General features: G+C 67.8%; 25 protein-coding genes. 15 read left to right on the top strand and 10 right to left on the bottom strand.

The window, feature by feature from the left end; genetic code table 11:
• The first annotated feature begins 111 nt into the window (after positions 1 to 111).
• From gpmI to IE224_RS04300, 4 genes are read left to right on the top strand one after another with little or no spacing between them, the layout of a single operon-like run.
• Complete coding sequence (gene gpmI, locus IE224_RS04285; protein WP_191308334.1) at positions 112 to 1,629, top strand: 2,3-bisphosphoglycerate-independent phosphoglycerate mutase; 1,518 nt, start codon at positions 112 to 114, stop codon at positions 1,627 to 1,629.
• Positions 1,626 to 2,798, top strand: a complete 1,173-nt coding sequence (locus IE224_RS04290; RefSeq protein WP_167621101.1) for a murein hydrolase activator EnvC family protein — start codon at positions 1,626 to 1,628, stop codon at positions 2,796 to 2,798. Before gpmI ends, IE224_RS04290 begins: the two co-directional genes overlap by 4 nt.
• A gap of 17 nt (positions 2,799 to 2,815) precedes the next feature.
• Positions 2,816 to 4,246, top strand: coding sequence for a S41 family peptidase (locus tag IE224_RS04295; RefSeq protein WP_167621102.1), 1,431 nt, complete (start codon positions 2,816 to 2,818; stop codon positions 4,244 to 4,246).
• Positions 4,239 to 4,730: an RNA pyrophosphohydrolase gene (locus IE224_RS04300; RefSeq protein WP_229849241.1), complete on the top strand. Its 492-nt coding sequence runs from the start codon at positions 4,239 to 4,241 to the stop codon at positions 4,728 to 4,730. The genes IE224_RS04295 and IE224_RS04300 overlap by 8 nt, the downstream gene beginning before the upstream one ends.
• Before the next feature lie 66 nt (positions 4,731 to 4,796).
• On the opposite strand, the gene IE224_RS04305 is transcribed toward IE224_RS04300, so the two are convergent.
• The 3 genes from IE224_RS04305 to IE224_RS04315 all read right to left on the bottom strand — a co-directional run bounded on the left by IE224_RS04305 (position 4,797) and on the right by IE224_RS04315 (position 7,627).
• On the bottom strand, positions 4,797 to 5,789 hold the full coding sequence (locus IE224_RS04305; protein ID WP_167621104.1) for a calcium/sodium antiporter: 993 nt from the start codon (positions 5,787 to 5,789) through the stop codon (positions 4,797 to 4,799).
• A 158-nt stretch (positions 5,790 to 5,947) separates the two neighbouring features.
• Positions 5,948 to 7,204, bottom strand: a complete 1,257-nt coding sequence (locus IE224_RS04310) for a lytic murein transglycosylase (RefSeq protein ID WP_167621105.1) — start codon at positions 7,202 to 7,204, stop codon at positions 5,948 to 5,950.
• Between the two features lie 84 nt (positions 7,205 to 7,288).
• Positions 7,289 to 7,627 carry a DUF8846 family protein gene (locus tag IE224_RS04315; protein ID WP_167621106.1) on the bottom strand — a complete coding sequence of 113 codons (339 nt, stop codon included), beginning with the start codon at positions 7,625 to 7,627 and terminating at the stop codon, positions 7,289 to 7,291.
• A 118-nt stretch (positions 7,628 to 7,745) separates the two neighbouring features.
• Here IE224_RS04315 and IE224_RS04320 point away from each other — a divergent pair, with 118 nt between their 5' ends.
• Positions 7,746 to 8,216, top strand: coding sequence for a YbaK/EbsC family protein (locus tag IE224_RS04320; RefSeq protein WP_191308336.1), 471 nt, complete (start codon positions 7,746 to 7,748; stop codon positions 8,214 to 8,216).
• Here the strand turns inward: IE224_RS04320 and IE224_RS04325 are convergent.
• Positions 8,206 to 8,997: a hormone-sensitive lipase gene (locus IE224_RS04325; protein WP_191308338.1), complete on the bottom strand. Its 792-nt coding sequence runs from the start codon at positions 8,995 to 8,997 to the stop codon at positions 8,206 to 8,208. The two genes, IE224_RS04320 and IE224_RS04325, sit on opposite strands and share 11 nt — an antisense overlap.
• Positions 8,998 to 9,058: 61 nt before the next feature.
• Between IE224_RS04325 and kynU the strand changes: the two genes are divergently transcribed.
• From kynU to IE224_RS04345, 4 genes are read left to right on the top strand one after another with little or no spacing between them, the layout of a single operon-like run.
• Positions 9,059 to 10,246, top strand: a complete 1,188-nt coding sequence (gene kynU / locus IE224_RS04330; protein ID WP_191308340.1) for a kynureninase — start codon at positions 9,059 to 9,061, stop codon at positions 10,244 to 10,246.
• Between the two features lie 59 nt (positions 10,247 to 10,305).
• Positions 10,306 to 11,373 carry an efflux RND transporter periplasmic adaptor subunit gene (locus IE224_RS04335; protein WP_191308342.1) on the top strand — a complete coding sequence of 356 codons (1,068 nt, stop codon included), beginning with the start codon at positions 10,306 to 10,308 and terminating at the stop codon, positions 11,371 to 11,373.
• Positions 11,370 to 12,470, top strand: coding sequence for an efflux RND transporter periplasmic adaptor subunit (locus IE224_RS04340; protein ID WP_191308344.1), 1,101 nt, complete (start codon positions 11,370 to 11,372; stop codon positions 12,468 to 12,470). The genes IE224_RS04335 and IE224_RS04340 overlap by 4 nt, the downstream gene beginning before the upstream one ends.
• Positions 12,467 to 15,517 carry an efflux RND transporter permease subunit gene (locus IE224_RS04345; protein ID WP_191308346.1) on the top strand — a complete coding sequence of 1,017 codons (3,051 nt, stop codon included), beginning with the start codon at positions 12,467 to 12,469 and terminating at the stop codon, positions 15,515 to 15,517. Before IE224_RS04340 ends, IE224_RS04345 begins: the two co-directional genes overlap by 4 nt.
• 13 nt (positions 15,518 to 15,530) lie before the next feature.
• Here the strand turns inward: IE224_RS04345 and map are convergent, their stop codons facing one another.
• The gene (map, locus tag IE224_RS04350) at positions 15,531 to 16,328 is read right to left on the bottom strand and encodes a type I methionyl aminopeptidase (protein WP_167621113.1); all 798 of its coding nucleotides are present in this window, start codon (positions 16,326 to 16,328) and stop codon (positions 15,531 to 15,533) included.
• Between the two features lie 106 nt (positions 16,329 to 16,434).
• On the opposite strand from map, the gene IE224_RS04355 reads away from it, so the two are divergent.
• Complete coding sequence (locus IE224_RS04355; protein WP_191308348.1) at positions 16,435 to 17,175, top strand: competence/damage-inducible protein A; 741 nt, start codon at positions 16,435 to 16,437, stop codon at positions 17,173 to 17,175.
• Positions 17,175 to 17,888 carry a GNAT family N-acetyltransferase gene (locus IE224_RS04360; RefSeq protein WP_191308350.1) on the top strand — a complete coding sequence of 238 codons (714 nt, stop codon included), beginning with the start codon at positions 17,175 to 17,177 and terminating at the stop codon, positions 17,886 to 17,888. Before IE224_RS04355 ends, IE224_RS04360 begins: the two co-directional genes overlap by 1 nt.
• Here IE224_RS04360 and IE224_RS04365 read toward each other — a convergent pair.
• Positions 17,883 to 18,566: a CbiX/SirB N-terminal domain-containing protein gene (locus IE224_RS04365; protein WP_229849242.1), complete on the bottom strand. Its 684-nt coding sequence runs from the start codon at positions 18,564 to 18,566 to the stop codon at positions 17,883 to 17,885. The two genes, IE224_RS04360 and IE224_RS04365, sit on opposite strands and share 6 nt — an antisense overlap.
• Before the next feature lie 8 nt (positions 18,567 to 18,574).
• Complete coding sequence (locus IE224_RS04370) at positions 18,575 to 19,138, bottom strand: DUF4202 domain-containing protein (protein ID WP_191308355.1); 564 nt, start codon at positions 19,136 to 19,138, stop codon at positions 18,575 to 18,577.
• Positions 19,139 to 19,206: 68 nt separating this feature from the next.
• Between IE224_RS04370 and IE224_RS04375 the strand changes: the two genes are divergently transcribed.
• The gene (locus tag IE224_RS04375; RefSeq protein ID WP_167621118.1) at positions 19,207 to 19,728 is read left to right on the top strand and encodes an NnrU family protein; all 522 of its coding nucleotides are present in this window, start codon (positions 19,207 to 19,209) and stop codon (positions 19,726 to 19,728) included.
• 126 nt (positions 19,729 to 19,854) lie between these two features.
• Here IE224_RS04375 and IE224_RS04380 read toward each other — a convergent pair whose 3' ends face one another.
• On the bottom strand, positions 19,855 to 20,913 hold the full coding sequence (locus tag IE224_RS04380) for an NAD(P)/FAD-dependent oxidoreductase (RefSeq protein ID WP_191308357.1): 1,059 nt from the start codon (positions 20,911 to 20,913) through the stop codon (positions 19,855 to 19,857).
• Here IE224_RS04380 and mnmC2 point away from each other — a divergent pair.
• Positions 20,912 to 21,583 (top strand): tRNA (5-methylaminomethyl-2-thiouridine)(34)-methyltransferase MnmC2, encoded by a 672-nt coding sequence (gene mnmC2 / locus IE224_RS04385; protein ID WP_191308359.1) that lies wholly within the window; start codon positions 20,912 to 20,914, stop codon positions 21,581 to 21,583. The genes IE224_RS04380 and mnmC2 overlap by 2 nt on opposite strands.
• Here the strand turns inward: mnmC2 and IE224_RS04390 are convergent.
• The gene (locus IE224_RS04390; RefSeq protein WP_167621121.1) at positions 21,580 to 22,305 is read right to left on the bottom strand and encodes a rhomboid family intramembrane serine protease; all 726 of its coding nucleotides are present in this window, start codon (positions 22,303 to 22,305) and stop codon (positions 21,580 to 21,582) included. The two genes, mnmC2 and IE224_RS04390, sit on opposite strands and share 4 nt — an antisense overlap.
• Before the next feature lie 5 nt (positions 22,306 to 22,310).
• Complete coding sequence (locus IE224_RS04395; RefSeq protein WP_191308361.1) at positions 22,311 to 22,730, bottom strand: META domain-containing protein; 420 nt, start codon at positions 22,728 to 22,730, stop codon at positions 22,311 to 22,313.
• 120 nt (positions 22,731 to 22,850) lie between these two features.
• Here IE224_RS04395 and IE224_RS04400 point away from each other — a divergent pair, with 120 nt between their 5' ends.
• Both IE224_RS04400 and IE224_RS04405 read left to right on the top strand, forming a co-directional pair.
• Complete coding sequence (locus tag IE224_RS04400; protein ID WP_191308363.1) at positions 22,851 to 24,119, top strand: 4-aminobutyrate--2-oxoglutarate transaminase; 1,269 nt, start codon at positions 22,851 to 22,853, stop codon at positions 24,117 to 24,119.
• 14 nt (positions 24,120 to 24,133) lie between these two features.
• Entirely contained in the window at positions 24,134 to 24,469 is a 336-nt protein-coding gene (locus IE224_RS04405) for a hypothetical protein (RefSeq protein ID WP_191308365.1), read from the top strand.
• The last annotated feature ends 137 nt before the right edge of the window (positions 24,470 to 24,606 follow it).

Below are 24,606 nucleotides of genomic sequence, written 5' to 3' on the forward strand. Positions count from 1 at the left end.
GGCCTTCATCTTGGTCCAAATATCCCGGGGGTCCGGGGGCTGGCCCCCGGCCTTGCGGTTGCCGCTGGGGCGCCGCAAGCGTAACAAGGCCCAAACATCCCGAGGGGCGACATGACGAAACCTGTGGTCTTGTGCATTCTTGACGGCTGGGGCCTGTCCGACCGGCCCGAACAAAGCGCGCCGGATCAGGCCGCGACGCCGAACTTCGACCGGCTGATGCGCGATTGTCCGCACGCAACCCTGACCACCTTCGGCCCCGACGTCGGACTGCCGCGCGGGCAGATGGGCAATTCCGAGGTGGGCCATACCAATATCGGCGCGGGCCGCGTCGTCGCGATGGATCTGGGCCAGATCGACCTTGCGATCGAGGACGGCAGCTTCGTGGGCAACGAAAGCCTTGTGCGGTTTGTCGAGCGGCTGCGTGCCACGGGCGGGACGGCGCATCTGATGGGCGTGGTGTCCGACGGAGGCGTGCATGGCCATGTGGTCCATGTCCAGGCCGCCGTTCGCGCCATCGCCGGGGCAGGCGTGCCGGTCGTCCTGCACGCGATCACCGACGGCCGCGACGTGCCTCCGCAATCCGCGATGGGCTTTGTCACCGAACTGCAAGGGTCGATGCCCGAAGGCGCGCGGATCGGCACGGTCATCGGCCGCTATTACGCGATGGACCGCGACAACCGCTGGGAACGGGTGGAACGCGCCTATCGCGCCATCGTCGCGGGGCAGGGCGAACCCGCGCTGTCGGCGGACCTGGCCGTGACGGACGCCTATGCGCGGGGCGAGACGGACGAATTCATCCAGCCCTTCATCGTCGACGGCTATAACGGCGCGATGGACGGGGACGGGTTCTTCTGCCTGAACTTCCGGGCCGACCGCGCGCGGGAAATCCTGACGGCGCTTGCCGATCCGACCTTCGACCATTTCGACACGGGCGACCGTCCGGAATGGGCGGCGCTTCTGGGGATGGTCGACTACAGCACCCGCCACAACGAGTTCATGACCACCGCCTATCCCAAGCGGCAGGTCGTCAACACGCTGGGCGCTTGGGTCGCTGCCAAGGGCCTGCGCCAGTTCCGTCTGGCCGAGACCGAGAAATATCCCCATGTCACCTTCTTCCTGAACGGCGGCAAGGAGGCGCCCGAGCCGGGCGAGGACCGCTTCATGCCCTCGAGCCCGAAGGTCGCGACCTATGACCTGGCCCCCGAGATGGCGGCGGACCAGGTGGCCGACAAGCTGGTCGAGGTGATCGGCGCAGGCTACGACCTGATCGTCGTCAACTTCGCCAATCCAGACATGGTGGGCCATACCGGCAGCCTGCCCGCCGCCGTCCTGGCCTGCGAGGCCGTGGACCGCGGCCTGGGCCGGATGCTGGAGGCGCTTGAGCGCGTGGGCGGGGCGGCAGTGGTCTGCGCCGATCACGGCAACTGCGAGACGATGGTCGATCCCGTTTCCGGCGGGCCGCATACCGCCCATACCACCAATCCCGTGCCTGTGATCGTCTATGGCGGACCTGCTGGCGCGCGGCTGCGCGACGGGCGCCTGGCCGATCTTGCGCCCACAGTGCTGGACCTGATGGGCCTGGACCTGCCGGTCGAGATGACGGGCAAAAGCCTGATCGTGACCGCATGAGGTTCCTGATCCCCCTGGCCCTGGCAGCCCTTGTCCTCGCCGCGCCCGTTCCGGCGCAGGAACCCTCGGTCACCGCCGCCGTGTCCGAGGCGCAGGACGCCGCCGCCCAGTTGCGCGCGGCCGTGGCCAAGTTGGCCGATGCGGTGTCCGCAGACGACCAGGTGACGGCCCTGACCGAGGTGATCCGGGGCTATGAACAGGGCCTTTCCGCCCTGCGCGACGGCTTGCGCCAGGCCAGCGCGCGCGAAGCCGAGTTGCGCGCCCGCTTCGAATCGCAGCGGGGCAGGCTGGCCTCGGTTCTGGGCGCCATGACCGCGTTGCAGCAGGCGCCCGAAACCACCATGCTGCTGCATCCGGCAGGCGCGCTTGCCAATGCGCGTTCGGGAATGGTGCTGTCGGATGTCACCCCCGGCCTGCGGGCCGAGGCCGAGCGGCTGCAGGACGACCTGGCTGAAATCGCCACCGTGCGCGACCTGCAGGCAGGCGCGGCGCAGATGCTGGGCACGGGGCTTGCCTCGGTGCAGGAAGCGCGCCGCCTGCTGGCAAGCGCCGTCACCGACCGATCAAGCCTGCCGGTGCGCTATGCCGATGCCCCCGCCGAATTGCAGCAATTGCGCGACGCCGCGCAGTCGCTGGACGAATTCGCGGCAGGGGTTTCCCGGCTGCAACTGGATGTCGGCCCGCCGATGGAGGATTTCGAGGGCGCCCAGGGCACCCTTCCGCTGCCCGCCGTCGGCACCATCCTGCGCCTTTACGGCCAGCCCGACGCCGCGGGCGTCGAACGGCCCGGCTGGGTCATCGCAACCCCCCCTGCGGCCCTGGTCACCACACCGTGGTCCGCCACCATCCGCTATCGTGGCCCTTTGCTGGATTACGGCAATGTGATGATCGTCGAGCCCGCGCGCGGTTATCTTCTGGTCTTCGCGGGCATGTCGCAGGTCTTCGGAGAGGTGGGCGATGTGCTGCAGGCGGGCGACCCGATCGGCCTGATGGGCGGGACCGAGGCGCCGGCGCAGGAATTCGGTGCGCAATTCGTGACCGATGCCGCCATCGGCGGAAATGCAGGGCAGACCGAATCCCTGTATCTTGAATTGCGCAAGGGACAGGAAACTCTGGACCCGGCGGAATGGTTCGTGCTGAATCCCGTCGTGGAGCCTGAACAGGATTGAAGGCAGGAAAGGCCGTCATGAAACATTATCTGATCGCAGGCGTGGGCGGTGTTCTGGCCGGTGCGCTTCTGACCACCCAGATCGCCGGGCCGCTGGTCGCACAGGAAACCGGCAGCAACGCCTCGATCTATGAACAGCTTGAACTGTTCGGCAATGTGTTCGAACGCGTCCGGGCCGACTATGTCGAGGCACCCGACGACAAGGAACTGATCGAGGCCGCGATCAACGGGATGCTGACCTCGCTGGATCCGCATTCGTCCTTCCTGTCGGCCAACGACTACGAGGACATGCAGACCCAGACCCGCGGCAGCTTCGGCGGCCTTGGGATCGAGGTCAGCCAGGAAGAGGGCCTGGTCAAGGTCGTCTCGCCCATCGACGACACCCCTGCCGCCGAGGCGGGCGTGAAGTCGGGCGACTTCATCACCCATGTGAACGGCGAATCGCTGATGGGCCTGACGCTGGACCAGGCGGTGGACATGATGCGCGGCCCGATCGGATCGGAAATCACCGTGACGATCCTGCGCGAGGGCGAGACCGAGCCCTTCGACCTGACCATGACCCGCGACACGATCAAGCTGACCGTGGTCAAGACCCGGATCGAGGGCAAGTCGGTCGTGCTGCGCGTGTCGACCTTCAACGACGAAACCTTTGACACGCTGAAATCCGAACTGGACAAGGCCGTCGCGGAAGCCGGCGGCATCGACAAGGTCACGGGCTTCGTGCTGGATCTGCGCAACAACCCCGGCGGCCTTCTGAACCAGGCGATCAGCGTGTCCGACGCCTTCCTGGACGCGGGCGAGATCGTTTCGACCCGCGGCCGCAACCCCGAGGAAAGCGAACGCTGGAACGCGGAAGCGGGCGATCTGGCGCAGGGCAAGCCGATGGTCGTGCTGACCAATGGCGGTTCGGCCAGTGCATCCGAAATCGTCGCGGGGGCGCTGCAGGACCACCGCCGCGCCATCGTCGTGGGCGAAAAGACCTTCGGCAAGGGCTCGGTCCAGACAGTGATGCCGGTGACCGCCGACAGCGCGATCCGCCTGACCACCGCGCGCTATTACACCCCGTCGGGACGGTCGATCCAGTCGCTGGGCATCCAGCCCGACATCCTGGTGGCACAGCCCGCCCGCCCGCCCGCCTCTGAGGACGAGGAGGAAGGCCCCCGCAGCCAGTCGAACTTCGGCCGGTCCGAGGCCGACCTTCGCGGCGCGCTGAACAACGATTCGGTCAGCGACGACGAGAAGAAGCAGATCGAGGACGAGGCCGCCGCGGTCGAGGCCACCGCCAAGCTGCGCGAGGAGGATTACCAGCTGGCCTATGCGGTCGATATCCTCAAGGGCCTGGCGGCTGTCGATTTCCAGGCGGGCCAGGTGCCTGCCGCCGCCACCCCTGCCGTGACGGGCGAGGGATCGGGAACCCCCGGATCGGGTGCGGCCAACACGAATGGCTGAATCGGATCGGATGGGGCCAGGGGGGCTTCCCTATCGGCCCTGCGCGGGCGTCGTGCTGATGAACGCCGAGGGGCTGGTCTTTGCAGGCCAGCGGATCGACATGCCGGGCGCCTGGCAGATGCCACAGGGCGGTATCGACGGGGATGAAACCCCGCGCGACGCCGCCTTGCGCGAACTGACCGAGGAAACTGGCGTCTCCCCCGACAAGGTCGAGGTGCTGGCCGAAACGCCCGGCTGGGTCTATTACGACCTGCCGCCCGAACTTCTGGGCAAGGTCTGGAAGGGCCGCTATGGCGGCCAGCGCCAGAAATGGGTGCTGATGCGGTTCCTGGGCGAAGATGCCGACATCCGCATCGACACCGACCACCCCGAGTTCCAGGAATGGCGGTGGATGCCCCCCACGGCGCTGCTGGAAAACATCGTGCCCTTCAAGCGCGGCGTCTACGAGGAGGTGCTGGCGGCGTTTCAGGGGTGGCTGCGGTAGGAGCGCGACAGGGCAGTGATCGCCATGCGGTGAGACCTGCCGACCGCTTCGCCTATGGCGGTTCCTTCACGGCCAGATCAGCGCCACATAGGCCGCGTATCCTGCGACAAGGACGGCCCCCTCCCTGCGGCTTATACGCCTGCCGGTGAATGCGAATGCCACCAGCACCAGCGACGCCCCGATCATGATCAGGTTGTCGAAGCGGACGATCTCGCTCGGCACGTTCGTGGGCGAGATCAGAGCCGTGAAGCCGCCGATACCCAGGATGTTGTAGATGTTGGACCCGACGACGTTTCCGAATGCCACCTCGGTCTGCTTGCGGAGTGCGGCCATGACGGATGTCACAAGTTCGGGCATCGAGGTTCCGATGGCGACAATCGTCAGGCCGATGATCGTTTCCGATATCGAGAACGAGCGAGCCAGGCCAACGGCACCGCTTACCAGGAAATTGCCTCCCAGCACGACCAAGGCCAATCCGGCAATCGCGATCAGGATCGAGAGGAATGCGGACCTGCCGATTTCACTTGGGGCCTTGAGGGCGGGATCTGCCTCTTGCAGGGCCAGCGACTTGTCGAAGGCTGCGCCATGCGCATCGTCCAGGGCGCCGGCAGCCAGGCCGCGCTCCTGCCAGAAGGCTGCGAAGATGTAGCCTGCAAGGGCAAGCACGAAGACCAGACCGGCCAGCAGCCCCATCGGCACAAGCGCGGCAACGATCGCGAAGACGACCGTGACCAGGACCATGATCGTGCTGTCCCGCTTCAGTGCGTTCGAGGATACGGCGATCGGCGTGATGATCGCGGCGATCCCGAGGATCAGAAGGATGTTGGCAATGTTGGAGCCGACGATGTTGCCATAGGCAATCCCGGGCGACCCGCTGAGTGCCGCCTGAACCGAGGTAACAAGCTCGGGCGTCGAGGTTCCGAAACCGACCAGTGTAAGGCCGATGACAAGGGGCGAGACACCAAGCCGGTTCGCCACCTGCACGGCCCCGCGGACCAGCATCTCCCCTCCCAGCATCAGCAGGATCAAGCCCCCGACAAGCTGAAGTGCTATCTGCATGGATGATCCTCCGGGCTGATCTTTCGCACCAAACTGCCGCGAGAAATAAAGCCGTTCAACCTCGGGAGAGATTGGGTAGAGGGAGAGGTGACCTGCCTCGGTCCGTCGGGCCTAGATGCCCGAACGGAAAGGGCGCCCGAACCGGACGCCCCCTTTGCTTACCGCCGCAATTGACCCAGCAGGATCGAGGTCGGATAGCCATCCGGCGTCACGCCGATGGACCGCTGATAGGCCGCGACCGATTCCATCGTGGCGGACCCGAACAGCCCGTCGATCTCGCCTTGGTAGAAGCCCTTGGCGCGCAGGCGCTGCTGGATCTCCTGCCGCTCGCTGGTGGACAGCGGGCGGTCGTTGCGCGGCCAGGATCCCTGGATGCCCGGACGGCCCGCGATGCGTTCGCCCAGGAAAGCCACGCCAAGCGCGTAGTTGTCCGAGTTGTTGTAGCGCAGGATGGACCGGAAGTTGTCGAGGATCAGGAAGGCCGGGCCGTTCGCCCCCGCCGGCATGATGATGGACCCGTTGCCCGAAGGCAGCGCGCCGCCGCCGATGCGGCGCACGCCCTGCGCGGCCCAGTCCGACCGCCGCGTGCCCTTGCCCACCAGGCCCATGTTGAAGCCCGGCGGCAGTTGCACCTCGGCCCCCCAGGCCTGGCCCGGCACCCAGCCGTTGCGGCGCAGGTAGTTCGCGGTCGAGGCCAGCGAGTCGGTCGGATCCTCGGACCAGATGTCGCGGCGGCCGTCGCCGGTGAAGTCGACAGCATAGTCCAGATAGGACGTGGGCATGAACTGCGTGTGGCCCATCGCCCCGGCCCAGCTTCCCAGCATGTGTTCGGGATCGGTGTCACCTGCCTGCAGGATGCGCAGCGCGGCGATCAGCTGGTTCTGGAACATTTCTCCGCGCCGGCCGTCATAGGCCAGCGTCGCCAAGGACGGGATGATCTGCATCTTGCCGCGATTGGCGCCGAAGTTCGATTCCATGCCCCAGACGGCCAGCACGATCTCGCGCGGGACGCCGTAGCGGGCCTCGATCTGGGACAGGGTGCCCGACAGTTGCGCGGCCTTCTGGCGGCCGGTGGTGACGCGCACGTCCGACACCGCGCTGTCCAGGTACAGCCAGACAGGGCGGCTGAACTCGGCCTGCTTGCGGTCCAGGCGGATCACCTCGGGGTTATAGCGGGCGATCCGCATGGCGCGGTCATAGGTGGCGGGCGAAACGCCCGAGGCCACCGCGCGGGACCGGAAGGATTGGACGAAGTTCTGCAATCCCGCCTCGTCGCCCGCGGATGCCGCGGGGATCGGCGCGGGCGTGACCGGGGCGCTGCCGGACATGCCGCCGGGCGCGCGGTTCATCGGGCCTGCGCAGGATGCCAGAACGCCCACCAATGCGGTGGTCAGGAAGATGCGGGAAAGTGTCATGAATCGCCTGTCCGTAACTGCTGCTATTATTGTTAACGGCAGTCTAGCGAAGACACTTCCGGTTGAATAGGGCCGCGTCGCCCGTCAGTGCAGCGTCTCGCCCTCGTCCGACGCGCCCTCGCCTTTGAAGAAGGGCTGCATCTGCGCGATGATGACCGAGTTTTCGTCCAGGGCACGCTGCATCAAGGCGCGTTCGTCCTGATCGATTTCGTGACCCTCGGCCAGCCGTTCCTCCAGGCTGCCATAGCCGGTCACGTCCAGGGGCGACAGGTCGGCCTGCTTCAGGATCGCCACGGTCTCGCGCACCGCCTCGGCTTCGTCCCGGCCGGCGGAATAGCAGATCAGCGCGGCCCCGGTGGCGCCTTCCGGCAGGCCGTCGTCCTTGCTGCGGCCCACCTCGACCAGAAGGGTATAGACGTTCATGGCGACCTCTCTGCTGCGATGGCTTGCAACATCATGCCTGATGCGGGGACGCAAGATAAAGGGCGGGCTTTTCGCGCCCCTTCACCGCCGCTAGGGTCGCGCGAAAAGGGGAACGGGAATGAGCAAGAGCCTGGCACGGGTCCGCGCGGCCCTGGAAGCGGCCGGCGTCGACGCCGAGATTCGCGAGATGTCCGAAACGACCCGCACCGCCGAGGATGCTGCGCGGGCAGCGGGCTGCGCGGTGGACCAGATCGCCAAGTCGATCATCTTCCGGGGCGAGGCCACGGGCCATGTCGTCCTGTTCCTGACCGCAGGCGGCAACCGTGTCGATCCGGCAAGGGCCACGACGGTCGCCGGGCAGTCCCTAGGCAAGGCGGACGCCGCCCTGATCCGCAAGGAAACCGGCTTCGCGATCGGCGGCGTGGCCCCGGTGGGGCATCTGAAGCCGGTGACGGCCTTCTTCGATCCGCGCCTTCTGGATTTCAACATCGTCTGGGCGGCGGCGGGAACGCCGCGCCATGTCTTCGCAATCGCGCCCAACCAACTGCTTGAGTTGACCGGGGGCAGTCTGGCGGATTTCACCGGCTGAGCAGGCTTTCCAGCAATGGGCTGCTTGGCTGCTCCAGCCGGTCGATCACATCGAAATGGTGCAGGCCGGGGTCGGTTACGCAATCGGTGGGGGCGCCCATGCCCGCCCAGATATTTGCCAGCAGGCGGGCCTGGCGGATGAACTCGGGGCGTTCCATGCCGCCGACCCAGGTGGTGACTGGGATCCCCTGGCGCGGGACCAGCAGGGCGGGGCTTTCGGCCACGGCCTCGGCCGCGTCGAGGTGCAGCGTCTCGTTCATCGTGGTCCGCATCAGCGGGCGCAGGTCGGTCAAAGGAGAGATCGGGATGCAGGATGTCACCCGCGCGGCCACCGGGTCAGGCAGCGTGCCGTCGTCGCAAATCATTCGGGCCGCCAGATGCCCGCCCGCCGAATGGCCGGTCAAGGCAATGGGACCGTCCACCTGTGCGGCCGCCTGCGTGATCGCCTCTGCCACCTCGCCCACCATCTGCCGGATGCGTGCTTGTGGTGCCAGGGTATAGGCCGGCATCGCCACCGCCCAGCCACGCGCAAGGGCACCCGCCGCCAGATGCGACCACATTCCGGGGTCGAAGCGCATCCAGTATCCGCCGTGGATGAAGACCATCAGCCCTTCCGGCGTGCCGTCAGGGTGAAACACATGCCCGCGTCGCAGCGGCTTGGGCGGGTATGCTTCCCTGAACGCTGCCGCGGCGGACTGCCAGCGGGGCACGAAGCCTTCGGCCTGCGGGATATGCGCGCCATTGGCATAAGCGTCGTCCCAGTCGGTGACGTGATAGATCATGCTGCCCTCTCTTTCGGGCAGAAAAGGCTGCTGCTAGCCTGCGGTCAAGATGGAGAGAGCCATGACCGATTTTACCGCCACCCGCCGCGCCTTCCACCTGCCCCAGGGGATCACCTACCTGGACGGCAATTCGCTGGGGCCGATGCCGGTCGCCGCGCGCGACCGGGTGGCCCGGATGATGGCGGATGAATGGTCCGAGATGCTGATCACCGGCTGGAACAAGGCGGGCTGGTATGTCCAGCCGCGCAAGGTCGGCGACCGGATCGCGCGGCTGATCGGCGCGGGGCCGGGGCAGGTGGTGATGGGGGACACGCTGTCGATCAAGGTGTTCCAGGCCCTCAGCGCGGCCCTGGCGCTGCGTCCCGGCCGGCGGGTGATCCTGTCCGACAGCGGCAATTTCCCGTCCGACCTTTATGTGGCGCAAGGCCTTGCCCATTCCTTGGGGGCCGAGTTGCGCGTGGTCGCGCCCGAGGCCGTCGAGGCCGCCATCACCGACGACCTGGCCGTGCTGATGCTGACCGAGGTCGATTACCGCACCGGTCGCCGCCACGACATGGACGCGCTGACCGCCAGGGCGCATGACGCGGGCGCCCTGGCGCTGTGGGATCTGGCCCATTCGGCGGGGGCGGTCGATGTGGACCTGACCGCGGCCGATGCCGATTTCGCGGTGGGCTGCACCTATAAATACCTGAATGGCGGGCCGGGTGCGCCGGCCTTCATCTGGACCCATCCCCGCCATGCCGATGCGGCCCAGCCGATCCTGCAGGGCTGGATGGGCCATGACGCGCCCTTCGCCTTTGATCCCGACTATCGCCCCGCTACCGGGGTGGAGCGGATGCGGGTGGGCACGCCGCCGGTGATCGCGCTGGCCGCGCTCGACGCGGCCCTGGATGTCTGGGACGATGTCAGCCTGGCGGACCTGCGCGCCCGGTCGATCGTGCTGACCCAGGCCTTCATCGCCGGGGTCGAGGCAAGCTGCCCCGACGTGACGCTCAATTCCCCGCGCGATCCGGCCCTGCGCGGGTCGCAGGTCAGCTTCTGCCATCCGCAGGGCTATGCGGTGATGCAGGCGCTGATCGCCGCGGGGATCGTTGGCGATTTCCGCGCCCCCGACGTGCTGCGCTTCGGCTTTGCACCCCTTTACAACGACCTGGACGATGTCGAGCGGGCGGTGGACGGGCTGGCCCGGATTCTGCGCGACGGCAGCTGGAATGACGAAAGGTTTCATCAAAGAGCCGCCGTGACGTAGGGAGATGGGGCTTCCATCATGGACTGTTGTGAACCAGATATATTGCGTCCGGTTGGGTCATGACGATGCGCGTGCGGCTGCTTTCCTGGTTCCTTCTTGCCTGTCTGCCGGTCCCCCCCGCGGCCGCGCAGGATGACCTGCTGCGCGTCGAGATGGTATCGGCCGAGGAAAGGCCCGTCGCGCTTGACCTGCAACTGTCGGGCAGCATCACCGCGACAGACAGCGTGCAGATGAGCTTTCGCCAGCCCGGGCGCGTGACCGGCGTGCTGGTCGACAGGGGCGACCGGGTCCGCCAGGGCCAGGAATTGGCGCGGCTGGATTCGGTCCAGCAGGACCAGGCGCTGCGGGTGGCCGAGGCGGGGCTGGCCGCGGCACAGGCGGGTCTTTCGCAGGCCCGGCAGGCCAGCGACCGGGCCGAGGCGCTGTTGTCACGGGGCGTCGGCACCCGCGCCGCGCGGGATGATGCCCTGCGGGCCTTGTCCGAAGCGCAGGGCACTGTCGAGCGTGCGGAAAGCGGGCTTGAACAGGCCCGCCGTGCGGTCCAGGACACCGTTCTGCGCGCGCCCGAGGATGGGGTCGTGACCTCTCGCGACATGGCTCCGGGGCAGGTGGTCGGCGCGGCGCAGGTGGTGCTGACGCTGGCCGCGCTTGACGGGCTGGAGGCCGTGTTCGACGCGCCCGACCACCCCCGGCTGCACAGCGCGATGGGCCAGGCCGTGCGGCTGGAAACCATCGACATCGACCGGCCCGAGATGCAGGGCACGGTCACCGAAATCTCGCCCCTCGTGGATCCCGCGACGGGCACGGTCACCTTGCGCGTCGCGATCGCCGACGTGCCCGCCGATACCGCCTTGCTGGGTGCGGCGGTGCGGGGTCATGTGGACCTGTCGGTCGATCGGGGCATCGCGGTGCCCTGGACGGCGCTGATGCGCGACGGCGACCAGCCGGCGGTGTGGCGCGTGGATGGGGACAACCGGGTCAGCCTGGTGCCGGTGGGCATCGCGCATTTCTCGAACGGCGTGGTCTATCTGTCCAAGGGGATCGAGGCCGGCGACGTGGTGGTCGGGGCGGGATCCCAGCTTCTTTATCCCGGCCGCCAGGTCCAGCGGGCCGAGGTGCTGCCGTGATCCGCGCCCTTGCCCTGATCCTTCCGGTGCTGGTCCTGCCCTTGCAGGCGCAGTCACTGAGCCTGCCTGATTGGCTTGGTCTCGAAGGCCACGCCGAGGAAGGCGGACCCGTCCGCCCCATCGTGTCCGAGATCGTCGAGGATCGCGGACAGGACGCGCGGTGGGTGCCGGGGGTGGTTGCGTCGAAGACGCAGGTGACGATGGCCTTCCAGACGCTGGGCCGGATGGTCTCGCGCCCTGTCGACCTGGGCGACCGGGTCGAACGGGGCGACGTGCTGGCCAACCTCGCGTCCGAGGATCTGGCCGCCACCACCCGCGCCGCCGAGGCCGCCCTGGCTGCGGCCGAGGTTCAGCGCGACACCGCGCGCCTGACGCTGGAACGCACGCAGGCGCTTGCCGCCCGCAACGTCGCCACGGCCGCCCAGTTGGAACAGGCCCAACGTGCCGCCGCAGCTGCCGAGGCAGGGGCCGAGCAGGCCCAGTCGGAACTGGTCCAGGCCCGTGATGCGCAAAGCTATGCCCGCATGACCGCGCCCTTCGCGGGCGTCGTCAGCGCCGTCTACGAGGCGCCGGGCAGCGTGCTGGGGGCGGGCACGCCCGTCCTGCAGCTTTCGGCCGAGGACCAGCGGGAGGCGCTGATCGACCTTCCCGAACCCGCGCTTGCGGGGCTGCCGGCGGACGCGGTCTTCACGATCTGGCAGCTTTCGGACCCGAACCGGCAGGTCCGCGCCACGCTGGACCGGATCGACCCCACCGCCGACAGCGCCACCCGCACCCGGCGGCTTTACCTGACGCTGCCGCCCGACGCGCCCTTCCGGCTGGGCGCCCTGATCCGTGCCCGGCTGGGGACCGCCAGCGAGCCTGCGCTGATGCTGTCGTCATCGGCCATCTTCCAACGTGACGGCGCCCCCCATGTCTGGCGCGTGCTGCGCAATGGCGAAGCGGCCCATGTCGAGGCCGTGCCGATCACCCCCGCCGCCGATTTCGACGGGCGCGTCCTCGTGTCCCAGGGGTTGAACCCGGGCGACGAGGTCGTGATCCGGGGCGTCAATTCGCTGTCCGACGGCCAGGCCGTCGGGGAAAGGGTCCAGCCTTGAAGGGCTTCAACCTGTCGGACTGGGCGCTGAACCACCGCAGTTTCGTGTGGTTCCTGCTGATCATCTCGCTGGTGGCGGGAACGATCAGCTATAACAACCTGGGTCGCGAGGAGGACCCGAACTTCACCATCAAGATCATGGTGATCAGCGCGGCCCTGCCCGGCGCCACGGTCGAGGAAACGCTGAAGCAGGTCACCACCCGGATCGAAACCAAGCTCGAGGAACTGGACGAGCTTTACTTCACCCGGTCCGTGACCATGCCGGGGCAGGCGGTCGTCTATCTGGAACTGCTGCCCACCACGCGCGGCCCGCAGGTGCCCGACATCTGGAGGCGCGTGCGCGAGATGATGTCGGATATTCGACCCGAATTTCCGCAGGAATTCGCGGGCTTCCAGTTCAACGACGATTTCGGCGACGTCTTCGGCAACATCTATGCCTTCACCGCCGACGGCTACAGCCCCCGCGAATTGCGCGACCGGGTCGAACGCATCCGCAAGCAGGTGGCCGCCCTGGACGCCGCCGGCCGGACCGAGCTTCTGGGAGAGCAGTCCGAGCAGATCTACCTTGAATTCTCGGCCGCGCGGCTGGCAGCCCTGGGGCTGAACCAGCAGCAGGTCGTGGCGACGCTGGCCCAGCAGAACGCGATCGTGCCGTCGGGGGTGATCCAGGCGGGGCCGGAACAGGTGCTGGTCCGCGTGGGCGGGCAGTTCGACGACGCTGAATCCATCGCCGCCGTGAACCTGCGCGTGGGCGAGCGGTTCTTCAACCTGGGCGACGTGGCAAGCGTGCGGCGCGGCTATCAGGATCCGCCGCAATCGCTGTTCCGATATAACGGCAAGCCCGCCATCGGCCTTCAGGTCGGGATGCGCGAAGGCGAGAATATCCTTGAATTCGGCAAGGATCTGGACGCGCTGATGTCGCGCGTGGCCGCTGAACTGCCCGTGGGGATCGAGATGGCCAAGGTTGCCGACCAGCCTCATGTCGTCGAGGATGCCGTGGGCCATTTCGTCACGGCCCTGGCCGAGGCCGTGATCATCGTCCTTGTGGTCAGCTTTATCAGCCTGGGCCTGCGCGCAGGCATGGTGGTGACCATGACCATCCCGTTGTGCCTGGCCATAACCTTCGTGATCCTGGATCTTTACGGCATCACCCTGCAGCGCATTTCGCTGGGGGCGCTGATCATCGCGCTTGGGCTGCTGGTCGATGATGCGATGATCGCGATCGAGACGATGATATCCCGGCTCGAGATCGGCGAAACGCTGGAAAAGGCCGCCAGCTATGCCTGGACCTCGATCGCATTCCCGATGCTGACGGGGACGCTGGTGACGGTCGCGGGCTTCATCCCGATTGGGTTGAACAGCTCGGCCGCGGGCGAGTTCACCTTTTCGCTGTTCGTGGTGATCGCCGTGTCGCTGGTGGTGTCCTGGATTGTGGCCGTGCTGTTCGCGCCGCTTCTGGGGGTGACCTTCCTGCGCCGCTACGACGCCCACCATCAGCCCAAGCCTGGCTGGCTGCGCCGCCGCTTCCACGGGCTGCTGCTGTGGTCGATGCGCTTCAAGTGGATCGTGATCGCCGTCACGCTGGCGTTGTTCGCGCTGTCCGTCTGGGGAATGCGTTTCGTCGAGCAGCAGTTCTTCCCCACATCGGACCGGACCGAGGTTCTGGTCGATATCGTCGAACGCCAGAACACCTCGATCGCCCGGACCCGCGAGGACATGGACCGGCTGGAACAGGTCCTGGCAGGGAACGAGGACGTGCTGTTCTGGACATCCTATGTGGGCACCGGCGCGCCGCGCTTCGTGCTGGCGATGGATGTGCCGACGCCCGGACCCTATATGGGCCAGATCGTGATCCAGACGCCCGACCTTGCGGCGCGCGACCGGCTTAAGGCGCTGCTGATGGACAAGGCGGCGCGCGAGTTTCCGGGCGTGGACATCTATGTGAAGAACCTGGAAATCGGGCCGCCGGTCGGCAAGCCGGTGCAATACCGCGTCAGCGCCCCTGATGCGGATGTCGCGCGGGACACGGCCCGCCGCCTGGCGGCGGTGCTGGCCCGCGAACCCCGGCTGCGCGGCATCTCGATGGACTGGAACGAGCCTGCGCGCGTGGTGCGGCTGCAGATCGACCAGGACCAGGTGCGGCGGCTGGGCCTGACCAGCCAGGACGTGGCCGACACGCTGTCGGCGCTGTTCTCGGGCCAAGTCATCACCCAGTTGCGCGACGACATCTTCCTGATCGACGTGGTCGGGCGGGGGCAGGCCGAGGACCGCACCTCGATCGAATCGATCCGCAACCTGGAACTGCGGCTGCCGAATGGCGAGGGGACGCCGCTGTCCTCGGTCGTGTCGCTGGACTATGCGACCGAACAGCCGCTGATCGCGCAGCGCAACGGACTTCCCACCGTCACCGTCAAGGCCGACGTGGCGACCAGGGACCAGCCCGCCACCTTGGTCAGCGCGCTTGCCCCCGCGGTGGCCGAGTTCCAGGCGAGCCTGCCCTCGGAGGTGACGATCACGGTGGGCGGCACGGTCGAGACTTCGGCCGACAGCCAGGAACCGATCGCGGCCGTGGTGCCGGTCATGCTGCTGATCATGGCCTTCCTGGTCATGGCGCAGATGCAAAGCTTCCGCTTGTCGCTGATCGTCTTTGCCGCAGCACCCCTGGGCCTGATCGGCGTGGTCGCGGTGCTGGTGCCCTTCGGCGTGCCGATGGGCTTTGTCGCGATCCTGGGCATCCTGGCGCTGATCGGCATCCTGATCCGCAACTCGGTCATCCTGGTCCACGAGATCCAGGAACTGCTGCACAAGGGCCGCAGCCAGTGGCAGGCCGTGTTCGAGGCGTCGGACAGCCGCGCCCGTCCGATCCTGCTGACGGCGGCGGCGGCCTCGCTGGCGCTGATCCCCATCTCGCGCCAGGTGTTCTGGGGGCCGATGGCATTCTCGATGATGGGCGGCATCATCGCAGGCACGCTGATCACGCTGGTCTTCGTGCCGGCGCTGTATTGCGCGGTAATGCGGGTCAAGCCGGAGCCGGACGGCCGGGGCTGACCGGAAGGGCCGGTCAGTCCAATTCGGGGAAGAACTTGTCCGAGAGGGTGAAGATCTCGGCCCCGTCTGCCGTCACGCCGATGGAATGTTCGAACTGCGCCGACAGCGACTTGTCGCGGGTCACCGCGGTCCAGTCGTCGGCCAGGACCTTGGTTTCTGGCCGACCCAGGTTGATCATCGGCTCGATGGTGAAGAACATGCCTTCTTCGAGCTTCGGGCCTTTGCCGGGGCGGCCGAAATGCAGCACGTTGGGCGGCGCGTGGAAGACCCGGCCCAGCCCGTGGCCGCAGAAGTCGCGCACCACCGACATCCCGCGCCCTTCGGCGTAAGACTGGATCGCCGCGCCGATATCGCCAAAGGTCGCGCCGGGGCGCACGGCCTCGATCCCCTTCATCAGCGCGTCATGGGTCACCTGGATCAGCCGCTTGGCCTTGATCGATGCCTTGCCGGCCACGTACATCCGGCTGGTATCCCCATACCAGCCATCCAGGATCACCGTCACGTCGATGTTCAGGATGTCGCCGTTCGACAGCACCTTGTCGCCCGGGATGCCGTGGCAGACGACATGGTTCACGCTGATGCAGCTTGCATGTTCGTAGCCGCGATAGCCGATGGTGGCCGAGGTGGCGCCCAGTTCCGCAACCCGGCGGGTGATGAAATCGTCAAGGGCGCCGGTGGTGACGCCCGGCTGGACCAGCGGGCCTACCTCGTCCAGGATCTGCGATGCCACGGCCCCTGCCTTGTGCATCCCGTCGAAATCCTCGCGTGCGTGGATGCGGATGCCTTCCTTGGTGATGTGGCTCTGGTCCATCGGTGATCCTTTCATCTGGGGGCATAGATAGTCCCGCGCGGTCCCTTGTTCCAGCCCTGCACCTGCGCATAGATGCGTGGCAATACAGGTTTCAGGGGGCGGGGCAATGCAATCCGACAATCCGACGGCGGCGATCCTGGTGATCGGGGACGAAATCCTGTCAGGCCGCACGCGCGAAGGAAACGCGCATCACCTGGCGCAGGTGCTGTCCGCCACCGGCTTCGACCTGCGCGAAATCCGCGTGGTGTCTGACGATCACGACCGGATCGTGGCGGCGGTGCGGGCGCTTGATGGCAGCCTGGGCGGGGATTACGATCTGCTGTTCACCTCGGGCGGGATCGGCCCGACGCATGACGACATCACCGCCGATGCGGTGGCCGATGCGCATGGCACGGTGCTGGAGATCCACCCCGAGGCGCGCGCCCTGCTGCAGGCCCGCTGCGACCGCATGGGGGTCGAGCTGACCGAGAACCGGCTGCGCATGGCTCGCGTTCCCCTGGGCGCCACGCTGATCCAGAATGCCGTGTCCGCCGCGCCGGGCTTTTCCATCGGCAATACCCATGTGATGGCGGGCGTCCCCGAGGTGTTCCGGGGCATGGTGGACTGGCTGATCCCGCGCCTGTCTGCAGGCCGCCCCGTCCAATCCCAAAGCGTCGAGGTGCGGCGCGGCGAAAGCGACGTGGCCGAGGATCTGCGCGCGGTCGCGGCTGAGTTTCCCGACCTGTCGCTCGGCTCCTATCCCTTCCAGGATCCGACCGGCTGGGGCACGAACCTTGTGGTGCGCGGTCTGGATGCGGCGCGGGTCGATCAGGCCATGACGGTGTTGAAGCAGCGGCTGGCCCTGTGATGGATGCCGCCCTGGCCCGGGCCTTCGAGGATACCTGGCCCGCCGCCGAATATGCCGATGCAGGCGGATTTCGCGTGGGGCGCGGGCTTGGGGCGGGCGGCCGGGTCAGTTCGGCGCGAGCCGTTGGCCGCTGGACCAAGGGCGACATTCCGGCGGTCGAGGCCATCCATCGCCGCTGGCGGCAGCAGCCGATGTTCCGCGTCCCAGACACCGACGACGGCCTGGCGGACGCGCTTCAGGACGCAGGTTACCGCCGCGAGACACCGACCGCGATCATGCAGGCCCCTGTCGCCGCCCTGACCGGGCAGCCGATCCCCTATTTGACCACCTTCGCGATCTGGCCGCCCCTGGCGATCCAGCGGGACATCTGGGCGGCGGGCAACATCGGTCCGATGCGGCAGGCGGTGATGGATCGGGTGCCCGCCCCAAAGACCGCGATCCTGGGCCGCATCGACGACCGCGCCGCGGGCGCGGCCTTTGCGGCGATCGCGGGCGATGTGGCGATGGTCCATGCGGTCGAGGTGCTGCCCGCCTTCCGCCGCCGGGGACTTGCCGGATGGCTGATGCGCCAGGCGGCCCAATGGGCAGCGGACCACGGGGCGACCTGGATCGGCCTGGCCGTCAGCCGGGCCAATGGCGGTGCCAGGGCCACCTATGACCGGCTGGGGTTCACCGAGGTCGCCGGATATGCCTATTACGCCAAGGACCTATAGCGCGGCGCGGATGCTGGCGGCGATCAGGGCGGGAACCTCGGGCGCAAGGCCGATGGGGTCCAGGCGCGGGCCGGTAAAGCCCGCCTGATCCAGCGCCTGGGGCAGGTCGTCCAGCACATGTTCCGCCCGAAGCGCGAAGAACGGCAGGCTGACCGCATGGTCCAGCCCCTGGGCGGCATCGGCCAAGAAGGGTTCCTGTTCCACGAAGCCGGTCACCACCCGCGCGAAATGCGGGGCGATCTGATCCGCAAGCGCGGTGGTGATGGTAAAGGACGCCTGCGACCGCTGCGACCCATGCGCCGACAGCAGCAGCGTCGTGTCCCCCGGCGCCCAGCCCTGCGCCGCCGCCGCCGCATGGGCCTGGGCCACGATCAGACCGGGCAGCGCGGGATCGGTGCCGAAGGGCCGAAGCACCCGCGCCCCGCCCGCGCCGGCCTGGGCCAGCCGGCGGGGCAACTCGGACCGCGTGAACCAGCCTTCGGCCATGAACATCGGATAGATCAGGCTGTCGTCGCCGGCCACCGCCGCAAGCGCGCCGGGCATGGCCAGTGTCGCGCCCGCGACGGCGCAGCCGGGGTCGCAGGCGCTGACGCGGGCGGCCAGATCCTCGATGGCCTGCTGCTGGGGGCCGGGATCTCCGGGCTGGCCGTGAGACACGATGACGGCCCTGCTGGTCACGGGACGCGTCATTGGCGGAAATGCCGGGCCAGGGCCTCGGCCATGGGAAACTCCTCCAAGGCCCGGGCGCGGCCTTCGGGTGACATCTTGGCGGCGGTCTTCTGGATGATGCGGTCCATCTTCTCGTCGGGGATGGCGGCCATGAAGTCGCCCAGGTACCAGCGGATGAAGGTGAAGCAGATCACGTCTTCCAGGGCCTGCACCTGATCGTCGCGCTTGAGCCCCTGCTTGGTCAGCATCCTGCGCGCCTGATCGATGTCGTCCTGGCCATAGCCCGCGTAGGCCATGATCCCCGCAATGCGGTCGGCATGGCGGCGGCCCTGTTCCTGGCGCCATTGCAGATAGCCCGCCCGGTCCATCGGATAGGCGTCGCGCGGCAGAAGCCAGCGTTCGATATGCTGGCCCCGGCAAGCGATGCGCAACGCGTCCGAGGCCTGGGGGAAAAGGTGCTGCTGCTGTTCCGTCATCCGCTGCCCGTAAAGCAGGTTCGCAGGCTTCCCGTCGTCCAGGTTCGGATCCCGGGCATTGGCGGCGTCGATGGCCTGGAAGGCATGGTCAAGGCGTGTGGTCATGGTGTTGTCCCTTTTGCCGCAGTTTCACCCGCTGGCGCACCGGCCTGCAAGCGGCTAGATCGCCCTGCATGACCGGATGGATCGAATACGCGGCCGCATGGGCCTGTTTTCTGGGCGCGCACCTGGTCCCCATGCTGCCCGGCCCGCGAGCCCGGCTGGTGGCCCGGCTGGGGCGGCGGGGATACCTGGCCGCATTCAGCCTTTTGTCGATCGGGCTTTTGTTCTGGCTGATCCTGGCGGCGGGGCGGGCGCCTTACGTCCACCTGTGGGACCAGCCGGGCTGGAGCCGCTGGCTGGTCAACATGGCCATGCCGGCGGCGATCCTGCTTGCCGCGCTGTCCCGCGGCATGTCGGGGCTGGTGACGGCCTTCGCCCTTTGGGCCGGCGCGCATCTGGTGGCCAATGGCGATCTGGCCCATGCGGTCTTCTTCGGCGGGATGGGGGTCTTTGCGGTGTCGGGGCTGGCGCGGTCAGGGCTGCCAAAGGTGTTCCGGGTCACATGGCGGCGGATCCTGCTGGCGGTGCTGGTCTGGGCGGCGCTGCTGCATCTGCATCCGCTGCTGATCGGCGTGTCGCCGTTGCCTGCCTGACGGCAATCGATAACCGGGGGCGCTTTGCCTGCACCCCGGCCTGCCAGACCCTTTCTTGCTGAAGAAGATCCACTGGACCTTTTTCCGGGCGCTCGGAAGCCCCGAGGATATTTGGACCAAAGTGAATCAGGTCAGGCGGAATCCGTCGGGGATTGCGTCCTGGCCGTCCAGGATCAGGTCGGCCATTACCTGCGCGATCTTGGGCGCCATGCCGAAGCCGATCTTGAAGCCGCCGTTGGCGACGTAATGGCCCGGGCGGCCGGGCCAGGACCCCAGGATCGGGGCGCGGCTGCGCGCGCGGGGCCGGGCGCCCGCCCAGCGGTCGATCACCGGGGCGTCGCGCAGTTGCGGGCAGATCGCGCGGGCCTTGGCGATCAGCCCGTCGATCTGGTCGTCCGGGTCGAGATGGTCGTAGACGTTCTCTGAGGTCGAGCCGACAGCCACCGTGCCGTCGGCATGGGGCACGATATGCAGCGCCTCGGCAAAGATTTGCGGCGCGTCTGGCGCGGCGTATCGCAGCAGCGCCGACTGGCCCTTGACGCCCTTTCCGATGGGTTGCCCAAGATCGCGCGACAGATCCGCAAGCCCCTCCGTCCCGGTCGTCCAGAGGACCGGGCCTGCGGGGTCGCCTGGAGCCTGACCCTCGACGATCTCTCCGCCCCTGTTGCGGATGGCTTGGGCAAGGGCCGCACCAGCGGCTCGGGGCGCCAGGCGGGCGGTCAGCCCGTCGAAGAGCCACAGGCCCGAGGGGCTGTCTGGCACGAGGGCGCCAACCGGGGCGTCGGTCAGCCGCATGGCGCAGTCTTCGGGCCAGCGTTGCGCCGCGGCGGCGATGCGATCGGCCAGGCGGTCCGCGGCAGCGGCATCGGCCACGGGTTGCAGCCGGCCCGTGCGTCCGTAGCCGGTGGGCAGGTTCGCGGCCTCTTCGACCCCTGCCCAGAAGCCGGAGGCCATCAGCAGGCTGTCCAATTGGAAGGCCTTCTTGGGATTCCAGTTTTCCGGCGCATGGGGGGCAAGCGCGCCGACATGGCCGCCGGATGATCCGGCGCCGATCCGCCGCGCCTCGATCAGGCGGACGCGCGCACCGCGGCGGGTCATCTCCCACGCGCAGCTCAGGCCGAAGATGCCGCCGCCGATGATCGTGACGCTTGTCAAGGCATGTCCCTTTCCCCTAGCTGCGGGCATGAGCGCGTTACCCGATCCCGACCCCGCCCGCCACCCGCAGCTTGAATGGCGCGAGGGTGGCGTCCCCGTGTCCACCCGCTTTGACGATCCCTATTTCAGCCTGGGCGGCGGGCTGGCCGAGACGCGCCACGTGTTCCTTGACGGCAACGACCTGCCCGGGCGGCTGCGGCCCGGCTTTCACGTGGCGGAACTGGGCTTCGGGACCGGGCTGAACTGCCTGGCCCTGGCGCAGGTGGCGGCGGTTCCGGTGACGATGACCAGCTTCGAGGCCTGGCCGATGAGCAACGCGCAGCTTGAACAGGCCCATGCCGCCTTTCCCGAACTGGCGGACCTTGCCGCCCGGCTTCGCGCAGGCTGGGGGGGCGATGAGATCCAGGTGGGCCAGGTCCGGCTGCGGCTGGTGATCGGAGATGTCGCGCAGACCTTGCCGGACTGGCAGGGCAGGGCGGATGCCTGGTTCCTGGACGGCTTTTCCCCCGCCAAGAACCACGAGATGTGGCGGGACGAGATCATGGCCCATGTCGGGCGCTGCACCGCTGCGGGGGGCACATTCGCCACCTATACCGCCGCAGGCGGCGTGCGCCGCGCCCTGGCCGAGGCCGGGTTCGAGGTCAGCCGCCGCCCCGGCTTTGGCCGCAAGCGGCACATGAGCCTGGGGCGAAAGCCCTAGCGACCCACGCGCGGGATGCGGCTGGGGCCATAGACGGCCTCGGGATGCGGGGGGCAGCCGTGGGTGCGCGCCCAGAAGCCGGGCCCGCCCAGGTGCAGGAAGCGCGGCAGGGCCAGAATCGCGCCGGCCAGAAAGCCGCCCGCATGGGCCCAATAGGCCACGCCGCCCGTATCGCCGGGCGTTGTGTAGCCGCCGAACAGCTGGATCGCCAGCCAGACCCCCAGCACGACCCAGGCGGGCAGGGTGAAGATCTTGAAGAAGACGATGAAGATCGCAAGGATATCGACCTTGGCGCGCGGGAACAGCAGCAGATAGCCCCCCATCACGCCCGCGATTGCGCCGGACGCGCCGACCATCGGGATGGGGGACAGCGGCTCGGCCACGATCTGGGCCGCGGCGGCGAACAGTCCCGCGGCCAGGTAGAAGACCAGGAAGCCCATGTGACCCAGTTGTTCCTCGAGGTTGTCGCCGAAGATGTACAGGAACAGCATGTTGCCCAGGATATGCATGATCCCGCCATGCAGGAACATGTGGGTCAGAAGCCCCCACATCAGTTCCCCGTTGACCACCGCCAGCGGATAAAGCGCCAGCCGCACCCACAGCCATTCTCCGCCCTGCACGACCGGCAGGGTCAGAAGGAACATCGCGATATTGGCCGCGATCAGGCCATAGGTGACCAAGGGGCGCTGCTGCGAGGGGTTGTGATCGCGGATCGGGAACACGGGCCTCAGCCGCCCGCGTTGGGGATCAGGCCGATGCGTTCCCGCCCCTCGGGGTCGATCAAGGCGATGCCGTCGGCGCTGCGGCGGGCGGCGGTGATGCTGCCCAGGGCCATGCCGAAGCGGGTCTCGGCCATCATGCGGTCAGGCTCTGCGCAGGCCATGCGGGTCATCACGGTGCCGCTCACGGTCATCGCGCCGCCGCTTTGGGTCAGCTGCCCGCTGTAGCGGTTGCAGGGCGCGCGGCCGGTGACGCGGCCGCTCTCGCCCACGTCCAGGGTGACGCCGGCGGGGGCGGGGGTGCCATCGATGCGCGCCACGGTGAAGCTGCTGCCGGGCCGCAGCATGGACACCGACCGTTCGCCTGCGTCCTGGCAGGCGGCAAGCGAGGCGGTGGCGGCAAGAACGGCAAGGGTGCGGGACAGCATCGGGACCTCCTGGATCGGTGGGGCAGCATCGCGCGGCGGGGCAGGCGGCGCAAGGCTGGACCTGTTCGGCGCATCGGTGCTGCGCTAGCATCCTGCCGAATCAAGGGGAGAGCCAATCCGATGACCACCATGACCGACCGCAAGAATGCCGCGATCTCTCGCGGGGTGGGCATGACGACGCAGATCTATGCCGAGCGTGCCGAGAACGCCGAGATCTGGGACAAGGACGGCAACCGCTATATCGACTTTGCCGCTGGGATCGCGGTGGTGAACACCGGCCACCGCCACCCCAAGGTGGTCGAGGCTGTAAAGGCGCAGCTGGACCGCTTCACCCATACCTGCCACCAGGTCGTGCCATACGAGAACTATGTCGCTCTTGCGGAACGGCTGAACAGCCTGGTCCCGGGCGATTTCGAAAAGAAGACGATCTTCGCCACCACCGGCGCCGAGGCGGTGGAAAACGCCATCAAGATCGCCCGCCATTATACCGGCCGCCCCGGCATCGTCAGCTTTGCGGGCGGGTTTCACGGGCGCACCTTCATGGGCATGGCGCTGACCGGCAAGGTGCAGCCCTACAAGGCGGGCTTCGGGCCGATGATGCCCGATGTCTGGCACCTGCCCTTCCCGAACCCCTTGCACGGCGTGTCCAAGGAAGACGCGCTGAAGGCGCTGCAACAACTGTTCAAGGCCGATCTGGAACCGGCGCGCGTGGCCGCCATCATCGTGGAACCCGTGCAGGGCGAAGGCGGGTTCTACGAGGTGCCGCAGGGCTTCATGGCGGAACTGCGTGCGCTGTGCGACCACCACGGGATGCTTTTGATCGCGGACGAGGTGCAGACCGGCTTTGCCCGCACCGGCAAGCTGTTCGCGATGGAGCATCACGGCGTCGCCGCCGACCTAGTGACGATGGCCAAGGGGCTTGGCGGCGGGTTGCCCATCAGCGCCGTGACCGGCCGGGCCGCCGTGATGGACAGCCCCCATCCCGGCGGCCTCGGCGGCACCTATGCCGGCAACCCGCTGGGCGTGGCGGCGGCCCATGCCGTCCTGGACGTGATCGAGGAAGAAGGCCTTTGCGACCGCGCCACCCGCCTGGGCCAGCGGCTGAAGCAGCGGCTGGCGGCAGCGCGCGACCAGATCCCCCAGATCGCCGACATCCGCGGCCCCGGCTTCATGAACGCGGTCGAGTTCAACCTGCCCGGCAGCGACAGCCCCAACCCCGACTTCACCAACAAGGTGTGCGAGGAGGCGCTGAAGCGCGGCCTGATCCTGCTGACCTGCGGCGTCTACGGCAACGTGGTTCGCTTCCTGGCGCCGCTGACGATCCCGGACGCGGTCTTCGAGGAGGCGCTGGACATCCTGGACGAAAGCCTGCTGGCGGCGCGGGGGTAGGTGGGATCGGGTGCATGGCGGGCATCATCCGGGATATGCTTGCAGACCCGGACATCATGTTCATCGTGGTTGCTGCCTTGGGTCTGACGATGCTCACGGGGGTTGTTGCGATGTTCCTGCCCGACCGCTTTTGCGGCGGATGGTTGTCAATCATGGCGGTGGTGCAACTAGGGTTGGGGTTGGCACTGATCTGGGCAGCGCACGCATCACGTGACGACCCAGCTGGCGACATCAGCTATGCTCTTATGACGTTCCTTTCTGCACCTCTGGTCATCGGCGGGCTGAGTGCCGCATTCATGCGGCTTGGGATCTGGATTTTCTCTCGCCGCGACCGCCGAGAGTGGCCATAAGAACTCTGATCCAAAGTCCTATCTGTAGGATGGGGTTGTACCCACCGCAGCGGTCCGGCAAGCAGGCGATGCAAACGCTCCTGCCTGCCAGAGTGCGGGCAGGCATTTTCGCCTTGTTCTTGACCAAGGGCGATTGT

It is taken from the genome of Paracoccus aerius, assembly GCF_014656455.1.
GTDB lineage: Bacteria > Pseudomonadota > Alphaproteobacteria > Rhodobacterales > Rhodobacteraceae > Paracoccus > Paracoccus aerius.

Coding starts and splice junctions, on each gene's coding strand:
- mnmC2 (WP_191308359.1), top strand. CDS start 20,912: ATGAGCGCGTTACCCGATCCCGACCCCGCCCGCCACCCGCAGCTTGAA.
- IE224_RS04400 (WP_191308363.1), top strand. CDS start 22,851: ATGACCACCATGACCGACCGCAAGAATGCCGCGATCTCTCGCGGGGTG.
- gpmI (WP_191308334.1), top strand. CDS start 112: ATGACGAAACCTGTGGTCTTGTGCATTCTTGACGGCTGGGGCCTGTCC.
- IE224_RS04355 (WP_191308348.1), top strand. CDS start 16,435: ATGCAATCCGACAATCCGACGGCGGCGATCCTGGTGATCGGGGACGAA.
- map (WP_167621113.1), bottom strand. CDS start 16,328: ATGGACCAGAGCCACATCACCAAGGAAGGCATCCGCATCCACGCACGC.
- IE224_RS04300 (WP_229849241.1), top strand. CDS start 4,239: ATGGCTGAATCGGATCGGATGGGGCCAGGGGGGCTTCCCTATCGGCCC.
- IE224_RS04375 (WP_167621118.1), top strand. CDS start 19,207: ATGACCGGATGGATCGAATACGCGGCCGCATGGGCCTGTTTTCTGGGC.
- IE224_RS04290 (WP_167621101.1), top strand. CDS start 1,626: ATGAGGTTCCTGATCCCCCTGGCCCTGGCAGCCCTTGTCCTCGCCGCG.
- IE224_RS04295 (WP_167621102.1), top strand. CDS start 2,816: ATGAAACATTATCTGATCGCAGGCGTGGGCGGTGTTCTGGCCGGTGCG.
- IE224_RS04310 (WP_167621105.1), bottom strand. CDS start 7,204: ATGACACTTTCCCGCATCTTCCTGACCACCGCATTGGTGGGCGTTCTG.
- IE224_RS04380 (WP_191308357.1), bottom strand. CDS start 20,913: ATGCCCGCAGCTAGGGGAAAGGGACATGCCTTGACAAGCGTCACGATC.
- IE224_RS04360 (WP_191308350.1), top strand. CDS start 17,175: ATGGATGCCGCCCTGGCCCGGGCCTTCGAGGATACCTGGCCCGCCGCC.
- IE224_RS04320 (WP_191308336.1), top strand. CDS start 7,746: ATGAGCAAGAGCCTGGCACGGGTCCGCGCGGCCCTGGAAGCGGCCGGC.
- IE224_RS04395 (WP_191308361.1), bottom strand. CDS start 22,730: ATGCTGTCCCGCACCCTTGCCGTTCTTGCCGCCACCGCCTCGCTTGCC.
- IE224_RS04305 (WP_167621104.1), bottom strand. CDS start 5,789: ATGCAGATAGCACTTCAGCTTGTCGGGGGCTTGATCCTGCTGATGCTG.
- kynU (WP_191308340.1), top strand. CDS start 9,059: ATGACCGATTTTACCGCCACCCGCCGCGCCTTCCACCTGCCCCAGGGG.
- IE224_RS04325 (WP_191308338.1), bottom strand. CDS start 8,997: ATGATCTATCACGTCACCGACTGGGACGACGCTTATGCCAATGGCGCG.
- IE224_RS04335 (WP_191308342.1), top strand. CDS start 10,306: ATGACGATGCGCGTGCGGCTGCTTTCCTGGTTCCTTCTTGCCTGTCTG.
- IE224_RS04315 (WP_167621106.1), bottom strand. CDS start 7,627: ATGAACGTCTATACCCTTCTGGTCGAGGTGGGCCGCAGCAAGGACGAC.
- IE224_RS04370 (WP_191308355.1), bottom strand. CDS start 19,138: ATGACCACACGCCTTGACCATGCCTTCCAGGCCATCGACGCCGCCAAT.
- IE224_RS04405 (WP_191308365.1), top strand. CDS start 24,134: ATGGCGGGCATCATCCGGGATATGCTTGCAGACCCGGACATCATGTTC.